15 protein-coding genes are annotated in these 15689 nt (G+C 63.0%); 8 read left to right on the plus strand and 7 right to left on the minus strand.

The annotated features are described in order from the left end of the window. The first annotated feature begins 10 nt into the window (after positions 1-10). The 3 genes from AC4BCN_RS12525 to AC4BCN_RS12535 are packed head-to-tail and all read left to right on the plus strand — an operon-like array spanning position 11 to position 2886. Positions 11-895 carry a carbohydrate ABC transporter permease gene (locus AC4BCN_RS12525; protein ID WP_010397323.1) on the plus strand — a complete coding sequence of 295 codons (885 nt, stop codon included), beginning with the start codon at positions 11-13 and terminating at the stop codon, positions 893-895. Further along, positions 892-1767: a carbohydrate ABC transporter permease gene (locus tag AC4BCN_RS12530; RefSeq protein WP_034757607.1), complete on the plus strand. Its 876-nt coding sequence runs from the start codon at positions 892-894 to the stop codon at positions 1765-1767. Before AC4BCN_RS12525 ends, AC4BCN_RS12530 begins: the two co-directional genes overlap by 4 nt. Before the next feature lie 9 nt (positions 1768-1776). Beyond that, a complete protein-coding gene (locus AC4BCN_RS12535; protein ID WP_070303050.1) occupies positions 1777-2886 on the plus strand; it encodes an ABC transporter ATP-binding protein in 1110 nt (369 codons plus the stop codon). Positions 2887-2955: 69 nt separating this feature from the next. Here the strand turns inward: AC4BCN_RS12535 and AC4BCN_RS12540 are convergent, their stop codons facing one another. From AC4BCN_RS12540 to AC4BCN_RS12565, 6 genes are all read right to left on the minus strand, one after another. Then, entirely contained in the window at positions 2956-3984 is a 1029-nt protein-coding gene (locus AC4BCN_RS12540) for a ParB/Srx family N-terminal domain-containing protein (protein WP_490493437.1), read from the minus strand. A 99-nt stretch (positions 3985-4083) separates the two neighbouring features. Next, complete coding sequence (locus tag AC4BCN_RS12545; protein ID WP_456149364.1) at positions 4084-5319, minus strand: carbohydrate porin; 1236 nt, start codon at positions 5317-5319, stop codon at positions 4084-4086. Between the two features lie 91 nt (positions 5320-5410). Beyond that, positions 5411-6544, minus strand: coding sequence for an ABC transporter ATP-binding protein (locus AC4BCN_RS12550; RefSeq protein ID WP_490493438.1), 1134 nt, complete (start codon positions 6542-6544; stop codon positions 5411-5413). A 10-nt stretch (positions 6545-6554) separates the two neighbouring features. Further along, positions 6555-7394: a carbohydrate ABC transporter permease gene (locus AC4BCN_RS12555; protein ID WP_046684851.1), complete on the minus strand. Its 840-nt coding sequence runs from the start codon at positions 7392-7394 to the stop codon at positions 6555-6557. An 8-nt stretch (positions 7395-7402) separates the two neighbouring features. Next, positions 7403-8317, minus strand: a complete 915-nt coding sequence (locus AC4BCN_RS12560; RefSeq protein ID WP_490493439.1) for a carbohydrate ABC transporter permease — start codon at positions 8315-8317, stop codon at positions 7403-7405. Between the two features lie 114 nt (positions 8318-8431). Then, on the minus strand, positions 8432-9694 hold the full coding sequence (locus tag AC4BCN_RS12565; protein WP_490493440.1) for an ABC transporter substrate-binding protein: 1263 nt from the start codon (positions 9692-9694) through the stop codon (positions 8432-8434). Positions 9695-10049: 355 nt separating this feature from the next. Here AC4BCN_RS12565 and AC4BCN_RS12570 point away from each other — a divergent pair, with 355 nt between their 5' ends. The 3 genes from AC4BCN_RS12570 to AC4BCN_RS12580 are packed head-to-tail and all read left to right on the plus strand — an operon-like array spanning position 10050 to position 13522. Further along, entirely contained in the window at positions 10050-11378 is a 1329-nt protein-coding gene (locus tag AC4BCN_RS12570) for an ABC transporter substrate-binding protein (RefSeq protein WP_490493441.1), read from the plus strand. Next, positions 11353-12066 (plus strand): response regulator, encoded by a 714-nt coding sequence (locus AC4BCN_RS12575; RefSeq protein ID WP_034757625.1) that lies wholly within the window; start codon positions 11353-11355, stop codon positions 12064-12066. Before AC4BCN_RS12570 ends, AC4BCN_RS12575 begins: the two co-directional genes overlap by 26 nt. After that, positions 12059-13522 carry an ATP-binding protein gene (locus AC4BCN_RS12580; RefSeq protein WP_139092695.1) on the plus strand — a complete coding sequence of 488 codons (1464 nt, stop codon included), beginning with the start codon at positions 12059-12061 and terminating at the stop codon, positions 13520-13522. The genes AC4BCN_RS12575 and AC4BCN_RS12580 overlap by 8 nt, the downstream gene beginning before the upstream one ends. A gap of 6 nt (positions 13523-13528) precedes the next feature. On the opposite strand, the gene AC4BCN_RS12585 is transcribed toward AC4BCN_RS12580, so the two are convergent. Next, entirely contained in the window at positions 13529-14755 is a 1227-nt protein-coding gene (locus AC4BCN_RS12585; RefSeq protein ID WP_490493442.1) for a hypothetical protein, read from the minus strand. A gap of 249 nt (positions 14756-15004) precedes the next feature. Here AC4BCN_RS12585 and AC4BCN_RS12590 point away from each other — a divergent pair, with 249 nt between their 5' ends. Both AC4BCN_RS12590 and AC4BCN_RS12595 read left to right on the plus strand, forming a co-directional pair. Continuing rightward, a complete protein-coding gene (locus AC4BCN_RS12590; protein ID WP_425324045.1) occupies positions 15005-15382 on the plus strand; it encodes a type II toxin-antitoxin system RelE/ParE family toxin in 378 nt (125 codons plus the stop codon). Between the two features lie 7 nt (positions 15383-15389). Next, positions 15390-15686, plus strand: coding sequence for a helix-turn-helix domain-containing transcriptional regulator (locus AC4BCN_RS12595; RefSeq protein WP_185982153.1), 297 nt, complete (start codon positions 15390-15392; stop codon positions 15684-15686). Positions 15687-15689: the final 3 nt, after the last annotated feature.

The following is a 15689-nucleotide window of genomic DNA, read 5'->3' on the forward strand; positions in this document are numbered from 1 at the left end:
CGGCTCTCCTATGTCCATACGCAAGCAATTCGACCGATGGATACCGCAGATGGTGTTGGGCCCCACGCTCATCGCCAGCTTGGTATTCGTCTATGGTTTTATCTTTTTGACCGGTTGGCTGTCGCTGACCGAATCGCGGCTGATGCCGAACTACGAGTTCGCCGGCCTGGTGCAATACGTCGAGCTGTTCGACAACGAGCGCTGGTGGACCTCGCTCAAGAACCTCGGCATCTTCGGTGTCCTGTTCATCGGTTGCAGCATCGCCATCGGCCTGTTCCTGGCCATCCTGCTGGACCAGAAAATCCGCGCCGAAGGCGCGCTGCGCGCCATCTACCTGTATCCGATGGCGCTGTCCTTCATCGTCACCGGCACGGCCTGGAAATGGATGCTCAATCCCAGCCTGGGCCTGGAAAAGGTCATGCACGACTGGGGCTGGACCTCGTTTACCTTCGACTGGCTGGTGAACTCCGACATGGCCATCTACACGGTGGTGATCGCCGGCGTCTGGCAATCGTCGGGCTTTGTCATGGCCCTGTTCCTGGCCGGCCTGCGCGGCATCGATGACGAGATCATCAAGGCGGCGCAAGTCGATGGCGCGTCCTTGCCGACGATCTACTGGCGCATCGTGATTCCCGCCATGCGTCCCGTGTTCTTCAGCGTGCTGCTGATCCTCGCGCATATCGCCATCAAGAGCTTCGACCTGGTCATCGCACTGACGGCTGGCGGACCTGGCAACTCGTCGTCCGTGCCGGCCATCTTCATGTACCAGTTTTCCTTCACCCGCGGCCAGCTGGGCCTGGGCTCGGCATCGGCAATGATGATGCTGGCCACCATCGTGGCCGTGCTCGTGCCGCTGATGTATCTGGAAACGCGCAGCGCAAAGGCGATGAGATGACACACACTCCTACACGTAACAACAAACTCACCCTGGGACGGGTGGTGTTATATCTGCTGCTGATCCTGTTCGCGGTGTACTACATCGTGCCCCTGTACGTGACCCTGTCGACGTCGTTCAAGTCGCTCGACGAGATCCGCAGCGGCAACCTGCTGGCCTTGCCGCACGTATGGCAATTCGATTCCTGGTCCAAGGCCTGGTCTTCGGCCTGCACGGGCGTCACCTGCGACGGCATGCAGCCGTTCTTCTGGAACTCGATCAAGATGGTGATTCCCGCCGTGCTGATCTCGACCTTCCTGGGCGCCTTCAACGGCTATGTGTTCGCGCACTGGCGCTTCCGCGGCTCGGAAATCCTGTTTGCGGCCTTGCTGGTGGGCTGCTTCATTCCGTTCCAGGTGGTGATCCTGCCGATGGCGCGTTTGCTGGGCGAATTCGGCCTGGCCAATACCACCACGGGCCTCGTCTTCGTGCACGTGGTGTATGGCACGGCGTTCACGACCCTGTTCTTCCGTAACTACTACATCGGCGTGCCGGAAGAACTGATCAAGGCGGCCCGCATCGACGGCGCCGGCTTCTTCCTGATCTTCCGCAAGATCGTGCTGCCGATTTCGGGTCCGATTTTCGTCGTCTGCATCATCTGGCAATTCACGCAGATCTGGAACGACTTCCTGTTCGGCATCGTCTTCGCCAGCGGCGATTCGCAGCCGATCACGGTGGGCTTGAACAACCTGGTCAACACGTCCACGGGCGTGAAGGAATACAACGTCAACATGGCGGCTGCGGTGATTGCCGCTCTGCCGACCCTGCTGGTCTATCTGGTCGCAGGCCGTTATTTTGTGCGCGGTCTGACCGCAGGCGCAGTCAAAGGTTAAGGAAAGAATATGTCCAGTTTATCGATACGCAGCATCCGCAAGGTGTACACGAATGGCGTCGAAGTCCTCAAGGGCATCGACATCGAGATCAAGGATGGCCAGTTCTTGATCCTCGTCGGCGGCTCCGGCTCCGGCAAGTCGACCTTGCTCAACATGGTGGCCGGCCTGGAAAGCGTCACGTCCGGCGAGATCCTCATCGACGGCAAGGTCGTCAACGATTTGCCGCCGAAGGATCGCGACATCGCCATGGTGTTCCAGTCCTACGCGCTGTATCCGTCGATGACGGTGCGTGAAAACATCGCGTTCGGCCTGAACGTGAAAAAAGTGCCGAAGGCGGAGCAGGAAGAAATCGTCGCCCGCGTCGCCGAAACCCTGCAGATCACGCACTTGCTGGACCGCCGTCCGGCGCAGCTGTCGGGCGGCCAGCGCCAAAGGGTCGCCATGGGCCGCGCCATTTCGCGCAAGCCGTCGCTGTTCCTGTTCGACGAACCGCTGTCGAACCTGGACGCCAAGCTGCGCGTGGAAATGCGCGCCGAGATCAAGCTGCTGCACCAGCGCCTGAAGGCCACCATCGTCTACGTCACGCATGACCAGATCGAGGCGATGACGATGGGCGACCTGATCGCCGTGATGAAGGATGGGGTGGTGCAGCAACTGGGCACGCCGCAGGAAATCTACGACAATCCGGCCAACCTGTTCGTGGCCGGTTTCATCGGCTCGCCATCGATGAACTTCATCACCGTCAAGCCTGTCATCGAGGGCAACGAGGTGTTTGTTGCCATCGAGAACGCAGGCAAGAGCTTGCGCCTGGCCTTGCCGTTCGCCGCCGACAAGCTGCGCAGCTATGCGGGCCGCGACGTGATCCTGGGCGTGCGTCCGGAACAGATCACGGACATGAGCAGCGCGCACGGCGACGTGGGCCAGGAACTCGGTTGCCTGATCGACCTGGTCGAGCCAACCGGTCCCGACACCTTGCTGACGACGCGTTTGAACGGCGCGGCCGTGACTTGCCGCACGCACCCGCGCGAAGCCGTGCTGCCGGGGCAGACCATGCAGTTGTCGTTCAACCTGTCGAAAGCGGCCCTGTTCGATCCGGCCAACGGCGAACGCATCGCCTAAGCTGTATCAGCAATAAAAAACGGCCCGCTTGTCGGATGACAGGCGGGCCGTTGTCGTTTACGCAGCCGATTATTTTGTCAGCGATTTTTTATAGGCGATGGCGTGGCGCAGCTTGCCCTTGTCGTCGATCAATTCATCGAATGCTTCCCGGTTGACTTCCCGCAGGGCACCCAGCTCGCGCGCGCTCTTGCCGCCGCTGACGATATCGTCTGGCCGCAGCGCCACCATCGCCTGCGCGGCCAGCAGGACCGCATTCGCATACGCGGTGGCATCGTGCAGGTCGACGCGCGCCAGGTCCAGCGCCGGCATGCCGCGCAGCCAGTCTGCCCAGTAAAACTCGAGAAATTCCGTGGCGTGCTCCGGCGGCTCGTAGCCGATCCCGCGCGTAAAGTAGACGAGCGAGCGGTACGGGTCGTCGCCCAGGGACTGCAGGCCGATGGCGGGCGGCAGCTGCTGCGGCGTGATGGCCTGGTGGCGGCCGTTTTTCAGCCGCACCTTGTTTTCCTCGCGCATGCGGGTCCAGAACGCCGCTTCGCCCAGCGCGCTGAAATTGTCGCTGACCTTGACCCAGACTTTCATTTGACGATTGCGCCCGCCGTCGGCCTCCCAAAATGTGGAAAACGTGTGGTGGCCATCGGTCAGGTACACGATGCCGTGCGGGCCGATGACGACAGTCTTCATGTCGCCCGGACGGCTGCCCACGGCCGCCTTGCAGCGGTAGCCGGCCGGTGGCGCGGCCAGGGTGGTGGCGGCCAAATTGGCCGTGTTGGGCAAGACGTCGCCCTGGCCATTGGCTTCGCACAGGTCGGCGAATTTCTTCGCCTTGGCGATGTCGGCGATGTGCTTTTCTTCGGCCGCATAGCGCCCCAGCTTGTAATACACCTGGTCGTAGCCGATGGCCGGCTGGGTCGGATGCAATTCATCGAGGCGTACCTGCAGGATGCGCGGATGGGCGGCGCTGCCCACGACGGTCGCCATCAGCGCCTGCTGGCGCGCGCTCAGGACCGGCGCCGGCGCGACGGCGGCGTCGCGGGCCCAGGCCATGCTGGCGAAAGCGAGGGCCAGCGCGGCGGCGGCCCGGGGGAATGCGGCGTGCATGCGGCCTCCGAAGTAAGCGGTATGGCGTGCAGCATAGCGCGGCACGCGATTTCGCGCAGTCCGACAGGAGCATGCACTGCGCCATATCAAGACAGCTTCTTAAAACCACGTCTCCACTTGCAGGCCGAACGAGGTGCCGCTGGTGGCGTTGCCGTACACGGGGCCCGATTCATTGGCCTTGTTGACGGCGGCCGTGGCGGCGTCGTTCCATTTGCCGTAGGTGACGAAGGCGCGCAGCTCGGGGCGCGACCAGTAACCCTTGCCCGCCGTCAGGGTGGGCGCGAAGGTCAGCTTGGTCAGGCGCTGCGCGGCGCCGCCCGTGGGCGAGGTCACGCGGTCCGTGCCCAGTTCGAATTGCAGCTTGAAGTTGTCGTTGACGGCATATACAGGGCGCACGCCCAGGGTGGTCCAGGTCGAGCTGCCGCCCGTGGTGTCGGACTTGTCGCGCTGCACGATGGCGATCATTTCCGCGCTCCATTCCGGCGTCGGCTGTATCCACAGCGAATTGAAGATGCGCAAGCGCGTGACGTCGCTGCCGTTGCGGATCGAGCCCGTCGTGCCCATGCGGTTGCAGCACTGGCCGCCGGCGCCCGTGCCCGGCCCGACGCCGTACTGGATGCCGAAGGTGTTGGCGCCGCCCCATACCTTGTCCTGCTTGTGCAGCACGGTGGCTTGCCAGCCGCTGTGCGAGGTGCTGTCCTTCTTGTCGGGCGTGATCAGGGTGGTCAGCACTTCCAGCGTGCCATCCTGATTGATGGGGATGCCCTGGTAGACGAGGTTTTGCCGGATGGCCGAGTTGCCGGGCTTGTCGTTATCCTTGAAGAAACCATAGCTGATGCGGCCCGGTCCCAGCTTGTACTGGTCGATGCCGCCGCCCGTGCCGTTCATATTGATGTATTGCAAGTCCAGCATGTGGATGTCGGGACGCATGTAGTAGCGCTTGCCGATCCAGGCCGTGCCGCCGTTGAGAATTTCGATGTTTTTCGCTTCCACGTACATCTTCGACATGCTCAGGTCCGAATCGCTGACGGCGGAGCTGGGCGTGTAGGCGGCTACCATGATATGGCCGACGAAGCTGACGCCGTTGGCCGACTTGGCCATTTCCTTCTGGTATTCGAATTCTCCATAGGTGTCGCATTCGTTGCCGAGCCGGTAGCGCATGGTGTTGCCGCCCAGGCCGTAGCAGCTTTGCGGGCCGCGGCTGTCCGTGCTCGAGCCGAGGCCGGCGCGGAAGTAGCCGTGGTATTCGCCTTCGGCATCGCTGGCGTGGGCGGCGCCGCAGGCCAGCAGCATGGCGCAGGCCAGTGCCAGCGAGGTCTTCATCGGGTGTTGCATACAATCTCCTTGTCGTTATCAAAATGCGTGCTTGGGCACGTCGTACCGGATCGCTGCCGATCCAATCGGGGAACTGCCTGGGCGGAAAGGCTCAGGCGGCCAATATCTGTTTCGATGAAATCAGGTTGCCGGGCTGGCGCCGCGTGCGCGCCACGCCTTGCGCGTCGAACAAATGGAAGGCGCTGCTGGCGGCCGAGACCGTGAATGGCTGGCCCAGCGGCACGCGGTTGTTGCCGTCGCCGCGTATCACCAGTTCCTGGCCGTTGTCCAGCGCCAGGTAAATGAAGTTGGCTTCACCCAGGTGTTCCACCAGGCTGACGACGCCCTGGAAGCGGGCGCCGCCGTCGCCGTTTTCCAGGATGTGTTCGGCCCGCAGGCCCACCGTGACGGCGTCGCCCGCATGCAGGCCGGCCGGATCGACGAGGGCCGTGATTTCCTGGCCGCTGGACAGCGCCACGCGCACGCCATCGTCCTGTGCTGCGACGACCTTGCCCTCGAAGAAATTCATCATCGGTGCGCCGATGAAGCCGGCCACGAAGCGGTTCGCCGGCTGCTGGTACAGTTCCAAAGGCGTGCCCGCCTGCTGGATATGGCCGCCATGCATGACGACGATCTTGTCGCCCAGGGTCATCGCCTCGACCTGGTCGTGCGTCACATACACGATGGTGGCGTTCAACTGGCGGTGCAGCTTGGCAATTTCCAGGCGCGTCTGCACGCGCAGGGCCGCGTCGAGGTTCGACAGCGGCTCGTCGAACAGGAACAGCTGTGGTTCGCGCACGATGGCGCGGCCGATGGCCACCCGCTGGCGCTGGCCGCCCGACAGTTCGCGCGGCAGGCGTTCCAGCAGGTGGTCGATCTTCAGAATGGCGGCCGCGTGGCGCACGCGCTGGGCGATCGCTTCCTTGCTGGCGCCGGCGATCTTCAGGCCGAACGCCATGTTGCGATACACGCTCATGTGCGGATACAGCGCATAGCTCTGGAAGACCATGGCGATGCCCCGTTCGGCCGGCGGCAAGTCGTTGACGACCTTGCCGCCGATGGACAAGGTGCCTTGCGAAATGCTTTCCAGGCCGCACAGCATGCGCAGCAAGGTCGATTTGCCGCAGCCGGAAGGGCCCACCAGCACGACGAATTCACCGTCGCGGATGTCGAGGTCGATGCCAGCCAGCACATTGTGGTGGCCGTCGTAGGATTTGGTCAGTTGTTGCAGGCTTACATGGGCCATGGCGCACCTATTATTTGACCGCGCCGGACGTCAGGCCGCGGATCAGTTGACGAGAGAAAATGACGTACATGACGAGCACGGGAATGACGGCCAGCGACAGCGCCGCCAGCACGGAGTTCCAGTCCGTCACGTATTGCCCGATGAATTGCTGCACGCCCAGGGTGACGGTCTTGGTACGGTCCGATGGCGCCAGGATCAGCGGGAACCACAGGTCGTTCCAGGCGGGAATCATGGTGAACACTGCCACCGTGGCGATGGCGGGGCGGATCAGGGGCAGGATCACCTGGAAGAAGATGGCGAATTCGCCCACGCCGTCGCAGCGCGCCGCATCCTTCAGTTCGCGCGGCACCTGGCGCACGAATTCGGACAGAATCATCACGGCCAGCGGCAGGCCCTGCGCCGTGTACACGAGCACCAGCGCCGTCAAGGTGTTGATCAGGTCGAGCCGCACCACCAGTTCCAGGATGGACACCGTACCCAGGCGGATGGGGATCATGATGCCCAGCGCCAGGTACAGGGTCAGCAGGCGATTGCCCGTAAACGTGTACTCGGACAAGGCCCAGGCCGCCATGGCGCCGAACAGCACGATCAGCAGCAGCGACAGCAGGGTGACGAACAGGCTGTTGCCGAAGTACAGCAGGAAGTCGGAATTGGCCAGCACCTTGTGAAAGCCCACGAGCGAAAAGGTGGAAGGCGTGGGCAAGGCCAGCGGATTGTCGAAGATGGCGGCCCGCGTCTTGACCGAGTTGATCAGGATCAAGACGATTGGAAACAGGGCGATGATGGTGTAGCCGGCCAGGATCGCATGCACGGCGGCGCGGCCCAGGGGGCGGGTGGAAACGTTGCGCATGGCGGCCCTTACAGTTCGTAGCGTGTCAGCTTGCGCTGCACGAAAAAGAAATACACGCCCACGCCCACGAGGATCACGAGGAACATCATGGTGGCTACGGCAGCGCCCATGGTGGGGCTGCCCAGCTGGGCCTGGTAGCCGAAGAAGGTGCGGTAAAAGAAGGTGCCGAGGATGTCGGTGGCGTAGTTCGGTCCCGCCAGCGCGCCTTTCACGGAATACACGAGGTCGAAGGCATTGAAGTTGGCGACAAACGTGAGGATGGTCACCAGCCCCAGGGTGGGCCAGATCAGCGGCAGCTTGATTTGCCAGAAGATGCGCATGGCGCTGGCCCCTTCCGCGTGGGCCGCCTCGATGATTTCCTCGGGCACGGCCAGCAGGGCCGCATAGATCAGCATCATGGGGATGCCGATGTATTGCCAAACGGAAATGAGAGCGATGGTCAGCAGGGCCGTCGATTCCTGGCCCAGCCACGGCGCGAAGTGGCTGCCAATGCCCACGCCATCCATCAGCGACTGGCCCACGCCCCACAGCGGCGACAAGATCAGCTGCCAGATGAAGCCGATGATGACGACGGACAGCAGGGTGGGCAGGAAGATCAGGGTGCGGTAGCTGCGCTCGCCCTTCAAACCCTTGAGGCTGAAGAGGGTGGCCAGCAGCAGGCCGATGGGATTTTGCAGCAGCATGTGGATGAGGAAAAACTTGCAGTTGTTCCACATCGCATTCCAGAAACTTTGCGACCATTGCGGGTCGAACAGGATGGTGGCGTAGTTGGCCAGGCCGGCAAAATGGTGCTGGCCGCTCTCATCGGTCGTGTACAGGCCCAGGCGCAGGGTATCGGCCAGGGGCAGGGCGCTGAACAGCGAGTAAATGACCAGCGCCGGGGCCAGGAACACGAGCACGTGCCATGGGAAAGTTTTTTTCACGGCGAAACTCCAGACGAAGAAAAGCACCGGCGGCGTGGCCGCCGGCAAAACCGTGCCACCGGCTGCCGCATCGCACTGCAAAGGCCGGTTGCTCGGGGAGGGTAGACGTGGTGATTACTGTTGCGGCTTGTACCACTTGGCAAAGCCGGACTGGATCTGGCGCGCCGCGTCTTTCGGCGCCAGCTTGCCGTTCAGGACCTGGGCATTGACGTTCCACAGCTCGTTTTCCATGCTCGGCTCGCCACGGTTGAGGATTTGCGCGTTCAGGCGGATGGTCGAGGCGCAACTGGCGCGCCAGCCGTTCATTTGCTTGGCCAGCGGGTCCTTGATGGAGATCAGGTGGTTCGATAGCGAAAAGAAGCCCGTCACCTTGTTGGTGTAGATGTCGGCGAATTCCTGCGAACCGAGCCAGGCGAGGAATTTGTAGGCGTCTTCCTTGTTCTTCGACTTCTTGTTGACGCTCATGCCGATGTCCGTGTGGTCCGAGATATAGCACTTGTCGCCGGCCTTGCGCACGGGCGGGTTGAAGGCACCCAGTTCCAGTTCCGGGTCTTGCTTGAAGTAGGCGATGTCCCAGGAGCCGGACGGGTAGATGGCGGCCTTGCCCAGCGCAAACTGGTTCTGGCTGTCGCCATAGGTTTGCGCGCTGGCGCCCTTGGACAGGTAGCTGCCCAGGCGGGCCTCGTATTCCCATGCGGCGACGAACTGCGGGTCGGTAAATTTGGCCTTGCCGGCGATCAGCGCCTTGCGGCCCTCTTCACCTTTCCAGTAATTGGCGCCGATGCTGGTAAACACCACCTGGTTCGCTTCCCACTGGTCGGCCGTGCCCAGGGCCAAGGGCGCATATTTGCCGCTTTTCCTGACCGTTTCCAGCACCTTGAAGAATTCCTCCTCCGTGGCGGGCGGCTGCAGTTTCAGTTCGCGGAAGATTTTCTTGTTGTACAGGAAGCCATGCATGACGGACGCGATCGGCATGCAGAAGGTGTCCTTGCCATCGTCCGTCTGCCACGCCACCTTGGCCGAGGCGGGGAAGTTGTCCATGCCGGCCTTGCCGTCGAGCTTTTCCAGCTGACCCCGCTTGTACAGGGCCAGCGAGACGTCGAACGGTCGGCAGGCCAGCAAGTCGCCGGCCGTGCCGCCGCTCAGGCGCGCGTTCAGGGTGGAATCGTATTCGGTGGGGGCCGTGGGCGAGAACTTGATCTCGATGCCCGGATGCTTTTTCTGGAAGGCGGGAATGAGCACCGTTTCCCACAGGGTCTTGTCATCCACGCGCCAGCTTTCGATGGTGAGCGTGCCCGCCTGTGCCGTGCCGCTGGCCAGCAACAGGGCCAGCAATGTATTGCGCGCGGCCACGCCGCCTTTTGCATGCAGTTGCATGTCGTCTCCTTGTTGGTGTTGGTCTTGTTTGGCTGCCTGTTACGCTGCAGTTGGCGGACAGTAGCATCGGGGGAATTGTGACGCCAGCGTCCGGCATTGCACCGGCGAATATCTCTTATCTTGTTGATTTAGAAGCAAAATCTCATACTGTGCGTATCTGCTTGCTTACCTTTCCTTACCGTGCTGCGCTGCCGTGGCGCGCCGCGCGGGGCGTCGGGCGTGTGGGGCTCCTTGTGCTGTGCGCAAGGTAGTGCAACAAAAGCTCACGTTTCTTTACAAATCAGGGGACTAAATTACCAACCTGCTGTTTTGTAGTTGGGCTATAGTTTGTCGCGACAAGAACAAGGGGACAGGATTGAAGACGCCGCCGCACAGCACCGCCGACCGCCATGCCGGGGCCGCCCGCCGTCGCGGCGTGGCGGCGCTGGCGCTGCTTGCCTTCATGTGCAGCGGCGTGCCGGCGCGGGCCGAAGCGCTGCAGGTGCTGCACTGGTGGACCTCCGCCGGCGAACGCCGCGCCGCCGACGTGCTGGTGGCGCGCCTGGCGCAGGAAGGCGTCGAATGGCGCGATGCGGCCATCGCGGGCGGCGCCGGGGTCGGCGCGGGCAAGGTCTTGAAGAGCCGCGTGCTGGCCGGCAAATCGCCGGAAGTCATGCAGCTGATCGGCTATACCCTGGGCGAGTGGAGCGACCTGGGCTTGCTGTTGCAGCTCGACAGCGTCGCCGCCAGCAACAACTGGCGCGCGACCATGTATCCCACCGTGTGGGGCTTGCTGCAAAACCGCGGCCATACGATGGGCGTGCCGGCCGGTATCCACCGCATCAATACCCTGTTTTACAACCGCAAGATCTTCCAGCGCCTGGGCCTGGCCGTGCCGCGCAGCTGGAGCGACTTCGAGCGCGTGGCCGGCAAGCTGCGCCAGGCTGGCATCACGCCGCTGGCGCAAAGCAGCGAAGCGTGGCAGGTGGCGACCTTGTTTGAAACGCTGGTGCTGGCTGAATCGGGGCCCGCGTATTACCGCGCCCTGTTTGTCGACAAGAAAGCCGAGGCGTATGCGGACCCGCGCCTGCGCCACGCCTTGCAGCGCTTGAGGTCGCTGAAACAATGGATGGGCACGCCGCTGCGCGAGCAGGGCTGGCCCGAAATGGCGCGCCAGGTGGGCGATGGCGAGGCGGCCATGTACATCATGGGCGACTGGGTCAAGGGCGAGCTGAACGCCTGGGGCCGCGCCACGGACGAGGTCTTCGGCTGCGCCGCCGCGCCGGACACGGGCGACTACCACCTGTACAGCATCGATACGCTGGCCATGTTCGCATCCGACTACACGCATCAGGGCGCGCAGGAAAAGCTGGCGCAGGTGGTCGCTTCGCTGCCCGTGCAGCTCGAATACAGCCAGGTGAAGGGCTCGATTCCCGCCTTGCGCCAGGCTGACCTGTCGCGTCTGGACAGCTGCGCGCGCGCCTCGGCGCAGGCATTCGCGCGCGGCGCCGCGTTCCAGGCGCCCAGCCTCGTGCACCGCATGGCCACCGATGAAACCAGCAAGGATGCCATCATCGCCGAAGTGCACCGCTATTTCCTCGATGAGACGATCAGCGCGGCCGACGCGCAACGCCGCATCGGCAGCATGTTGCAGGCGCTGAATAAAAAAGGACGAGACCATGTCACGCAAAATCCTCGTCGTTGACGACGATCAAAAGACCCGCATGCTGTTGAAGGCCTACCTGGAAAAGAACCAGTACGAGGTGGGCCTGGCGCATGATGGCGCCACCTTCCTGGCCGAATTCCACCGCCACGTCGACAGCCTGTCGCTGGTGATCCTCGACGTGATGCTGCCCGACACGGATGGCTTTGCCCTGTGCAAGGTGGTGCGCGCCCGCTCGAACGTGCCCATCATCATGCTGACGGCCAGCTCCGACGAGACGGACCGGGTGGTGGGGCTGGAACTGGGCGCCGACGACTACATCGCCAAGCCCTACAGTCCGCGCGAATTGCTGGCGCGCATCAAAGCCATCCACCGCCGCACGGGCATCGACGCGGCCGCGCCGCCCCGCTATTACCGCTTCGTCGGTTTCACGCTCGACACGCTCGAGCGCACGGTGACGGATGCCGACGGCGAAGCGCTGCAGCTGACGGGCCTCGATTTCCAGCTGCTGCGCTACTTTGTCGAGCATCCGGGCGATATCCTCGACCGCAGCGTGCTGTGCGAACAGACACGGGGGCGCGACGCGGGGCCGCTCGACCGCTCGCTCGATGTGCAGGTGAGCCGGCTGCGGCTGCGCCTGAAGGACGATGGCAAGCAGCCCATGCTGATCAAGACGGTGCGCGGCGCCGGTTATGTGTTTTCTGCCGACGTGAGCAGTGGGCATGCCTGAGCGGGGCGTGCGCCGGCTGCTCGAGCGTCTGCTGCCGCCATCGCTGCTGGGCCGCCTGTCCGTGGTGATGGTGGCCGGCGTGCTGGCCACGCAACTGGTGGGCAACCTGATCTGGGCCACGCAGCTGCGCCGCGACTCGGCCGTGGAGGCGCGCATGGCGTCGCAGCACCTGGCCCGCAGCGCCGCCAGCACCATCCGTTTCTTCCTCAGCCTGCCGGCCAACTACCGCCCCATCCTGATCCAGCAATTTCGCGAGATGGGTGGCACGCGCTTCTTTGTCAACGTCAACCAGGGGCCGCTGGCCATCCGCGAAATCGCCCCGCACGCGCTGGCCGATACGGTGGTGGCCACGGTGGGTGCGGCGCTGAAGAGCGACTTGCCGCAGCTGGCCGGCTACCGCGTGGGCTTCGCCTGGCCGAGCGATCTGGTGGTGGCCGACAGCGGCGCGCACATCGGCGACTTGCCGGAAAACTGGGTCCAGCACATCTTGCTGCTGAAGCCGAATCCCGCGCCCGTCCTCGTGATCCAGGCCGAGCTGGAGCCGGGCAACTGGCTGTACCTGGCGGCGCTGATGCCCAACCCGTATTTCTTGCAAAGCAGTAATCCGTGGACACTCGACCGGGTATTGCTGCAAGCGTTGTCGCTGGCGGCCGTGCTGCTGCTGTCGATCCTCGTAGTACGCTGGACAACACGGCCGCTGGCGGCCCTGTCGGATGCGGCCGAAGCGTTTGGCCGTGGCGAGACGCCGCCGCCCCTGCCGCAGACGGGCAGCCGCGAGTTCGTGCAGACGGCGCGTGCCTTCAGCGGCATGCGCGAACGCATCCAGCGGTATCTGGAAGACCGCGAACGGCTGTTCGTCTCGATTTCGCATGACTTGCGCACGCCCATCACGCGCCTGAAATTGCGCACGGAATTGCTCGACGACGATGTGCAGCGCAACGAATTCCACGATGACCTCGATGAGCTGGACATGATGGTCAAGGGGGCGCTGCAATGCGTGAAGGATAGCGATATCCATGAAAACGCCACCGAGGTGCGCCTGGACCCTTTGCTGCAGCGCATGGTGCGCGGGACCCAGCTGGCCGGCCATGTCGTGCATTACGTGGAGACGGACCTGAGCGTGAAGGCCAAGCCCCTGGCCCTGAAGCGCGCCATCGGCAACTTGCTCGACAATGCTCTGTTTTACGGCAAGACTGCCCACCTGTCGGCGTGCCGCGAGGGCGCCAACGTGGTCATCCGCATCCGCGATGACGGCCCCGGCGTGGCTGAAGAGGCGTTCGCCAGCCTGTTCCAGCCCTATGTGCGCCTGGAACATGGCCGCGAGCAAAACGCGCATGGCATGGGATTGGGGCTTGGTATCGCGCGCAGCATCGTCCAGGCCCACGGCGGCGAGCTGACCCTGGCGAACCACCGTGACGGCGGCCTGGAAGCGACCATTCGCCTGCCGGCCCAGTAAGCGACGTCAGCTTTGTCCTGCCAGCAGCGCGCTGGGCACGCGCGGCGAGGACATCAGGTCGCGGAAGGCGGCCCAGTGCTCGGCGCGCGTCGCGCCCTGGTGCTCGACATAGGCTTTCGCCATGTCCTGGCCCAGGTTGTAATTGATGACGTACGCACCCATGGCATCATAGAACTGCAGGCGCTGCGCGGATTTCTCGGCCGGGTACAGACGCACGTTGACCAGCCATTCCAGCGCTTCTTCGCGGCTCAGGCTGCCTTCGAGGTATTGGCGCGCGATGTCGTTGTCGGCATAGCCGAGTTTGGCCAGCAGCCGGTTCAGCTGGGCATAGCGGGGCGCCAGCGCCGGGTCGAGGCCGGCCAGCGGGTACAGCACCTGTTGCTCGAAAGCCAGCCGTTCTTCGTCCGTAAAACTCAGTTCGATGCCGTAATTGGCCGTGCCTTCGGCGATCAACGATTGCGGCGAATACAGCGGATAGATGCAGTATTCCATCCAGCCCTTGCCACGCACCAGGTCGCGCTCGAGCAGCACGTTGTAGACGTGGTGGCCCGGATACGCTTCATGGCAGCCAAGATCGACGGCGCGATCGATGCACACCGGCAAGTCCGTATTGATCTGGATCACGCTCTGATAGTTGCCCTTGTACCAGTTGTAGCCGCTCCACGGCTTGTCGGTGACAAATTCCAATATGAAATCTTCGCCTTCGGGCAGGGCGATGTAGCGCAAGGTACGCTCGCGTCCCGCGCGGATGGCCGCATCCATGACGGCGTGCAGCTTGTCGGCGGGAATGATGAGCTGTGCGCGCAAGGCGTTGACCCTGTCGCTGACCGTGCCGTCGCCAGGCAGCAGCGCGTCGATCTGCGCCACCAGTGCTGCATAGTATGCGCGGCTGTGATGGGGCGAGACGGCGTCGTACAGGCGCGCGCTTTCCGTATCGAAATCAAGGCGCGATCCCTGCAGCATCTCCGTGCGCGCCATGACGGCTTGCAGCTGCTTGCGCAGGTTGGCGGCGCGCAGGCAGGGGGCGTCGGCCAGCAGGGCCAGCGCCTTGTCCGTCGCGGCCTGGATGTCGCTCAAACTCAGTTGCTGTTCTAGCGCCTCCTGTTGCCATGCGGGCGGGCCGTAATAGGCGTCCACATACGAGGCATCGTGCTGGCCCATGGCCAGGACCAGCTTGACGTAGCGTTCGGCCACGCCGGCGAGAGTAGGAGAGTTGCTGTCGTTGTTTGTCATTGTGGCCTGGTTGTTGCGGTTGGGCAGGCGCTTATTGTATAGCGCAACAGGCTGGAGCGAGGCACGGACACGGAGCACGGACGGGCGGCCTCATTTCCCTATAACAATTAGAAAAATGCATCTTGATATAGCTCAGTGAACCCGGCGTTCGCGGCCTGCGCGTGCGGTTTTGGCAGCAAGATGGCGTGGTTTTCTTTTTTTCGCATACACGTGATTTTCTTCTTGATTTTTCTTCGTTTATGGACGAATATGATGTACGAGATCCGGCACTATCTGACGTCATCGGGCAGGGATTTATATACGGAATGGCTGAAGCGCCAGCGCGATAATACGGCCAGGGTGGCCATCGTACGACGCGTGCTGCGCATGATGCCCGGTAATTTTGGCGACCATAAATTTTGCCACGATGGCGTGTGGGAATTGCGTATCGACGTGGGTCCTGGTTACCGTATTTACTATGCCATCGACGAGGGCCAGATTATTTTATTGCTGTGTGGTGGCGACAAGCGCACGCAGTCGAAAGATATCGAATACGCCTGTGCCTGCTGGCACGACTGGAAGGAGAGAGGACATGAAAGAGGACGTGAAACAGGTCATGAGCAAACCACCAAGAGACCGCTCGCATGACGAAGCAATGGCTGAGCTGTACCGCGACGATCCCGCCTTCGCCCTTGAACTGATCAACAACATCCTCGTCGATGGCGACCACGGCGAACTCCTGAGCGTGCTGCGCCAGCTGACGCGCGCCTTTGGCGGCGTGCCCGCCGTGGCGCAGGCGGCCAAGCTTAATCCTACCCAGCTGTACCGCACCTTGTCGCCCGATGGTAATCCATCCCTGAGCACCTTGACGGCCATCCTCGATGCCATGGGCTTGCGGCTGGCCGTGGAACCCAGGCAGCCCGAACGTCCATTTCCCGCACCGGCTGCCTGAGTT

The organism is Janthinobacterium sp. Bl 1, from assembly GCF_058215535.1.

Bases quoted from the DNA above. Each gene is read 5' to 3' on its own strand.
- AC4BCN_RS12575 (WP_034757625.1), top strand. From the start codon at position 11,353: ATGTCACGCAAAATCCTCGTCGTTGACGACGATCAAAAGACCCGCATG.
- AC4BCN_RS12565 (WP_490493440.1), bottom strand. From the start codon at position 9,694: ATGCAACTGCATGCAAAAGGCGGCGTGGCCGCGCGCAATACATTGCTG.
- AC4BCN_RS12525 (WP_010397323.1), top strand. From the start codon at position 11: ATGTCCATACGCAAGCAATTCGACCGATGGATACCGCAGATGGTGTTG.
- AC4BCN_RS12580 (WP_139092695.1), top strand. From the start codon at position 12,059: ATGCCTGAGCGGGGCGTGCGCCGGCTGCTCGAGCGTCTGCTGCCGCCA.
- AC4BCN_RS12545 (WP_456149364.1), bottom strand. From the start codon at position 5,319: ATGCAACACCCGATGAAGACCTCGCTGGCACTGGCCTGCGCCATGCTG.
- AC4BCN_RS12540 (WP_490493437.1), bottom strand. From the start codon at position 3,984: ATGCACGCCGCATTCCCCCGGGCCGCCGCCGCGCTGGCCCTCGCTTTC.
- AC4BCN_RS12595 (WP_185982153.1), top strand. From the start codon at position 15,390: ATGGCTGAGCTGTACCGCGACGATCCCGCCTTCGCCCTTGAACTGATC.
- AC4BCN_RS12530 (WP_034757607.1), top strand. From the start codon at position 892: ATGACACACACTCCTACACGTAACAACAAACTCACCCTGGGACGGGTG.
- AC4BCN_RS12555 (WP_046684851.1), bottom strand. From the start codon at position 7,394: ATGCGCAACGTTTCCACCCGCCCCCTGGGCCGCGCCGCCGTGCATGCG.
- AC4BCN_RS12550 (WP_490493438.1), bottom strand. From the start codon at position 6,544: ATGGCCCATGTAAGCCTGCAACAACTGACCAAATCCTACGACGGCCAC.
- AC4BCN_RS12590 (WP_425324045.1), top strand. From the start codon at position 15,005: ATGATGTACGAGATCCGGCACTATCTGACGTCATCGGGCAGGGATTTA.
- AC4BCN_RS12585 (WP_490493442.1), bottom strand. From the start codon at position 14,755: ATGACAAACAACGACAGCAACTCTCCTACTCTCGCCGGCGTGGCCGAA.
- AC4BCN_RS12535 (WP_070303050.1), top strand. From the start codon at position 1,777: ATGTCCAGTTTATCGATACGCAGCATCCGCAAGGTGTACACGAATGGC.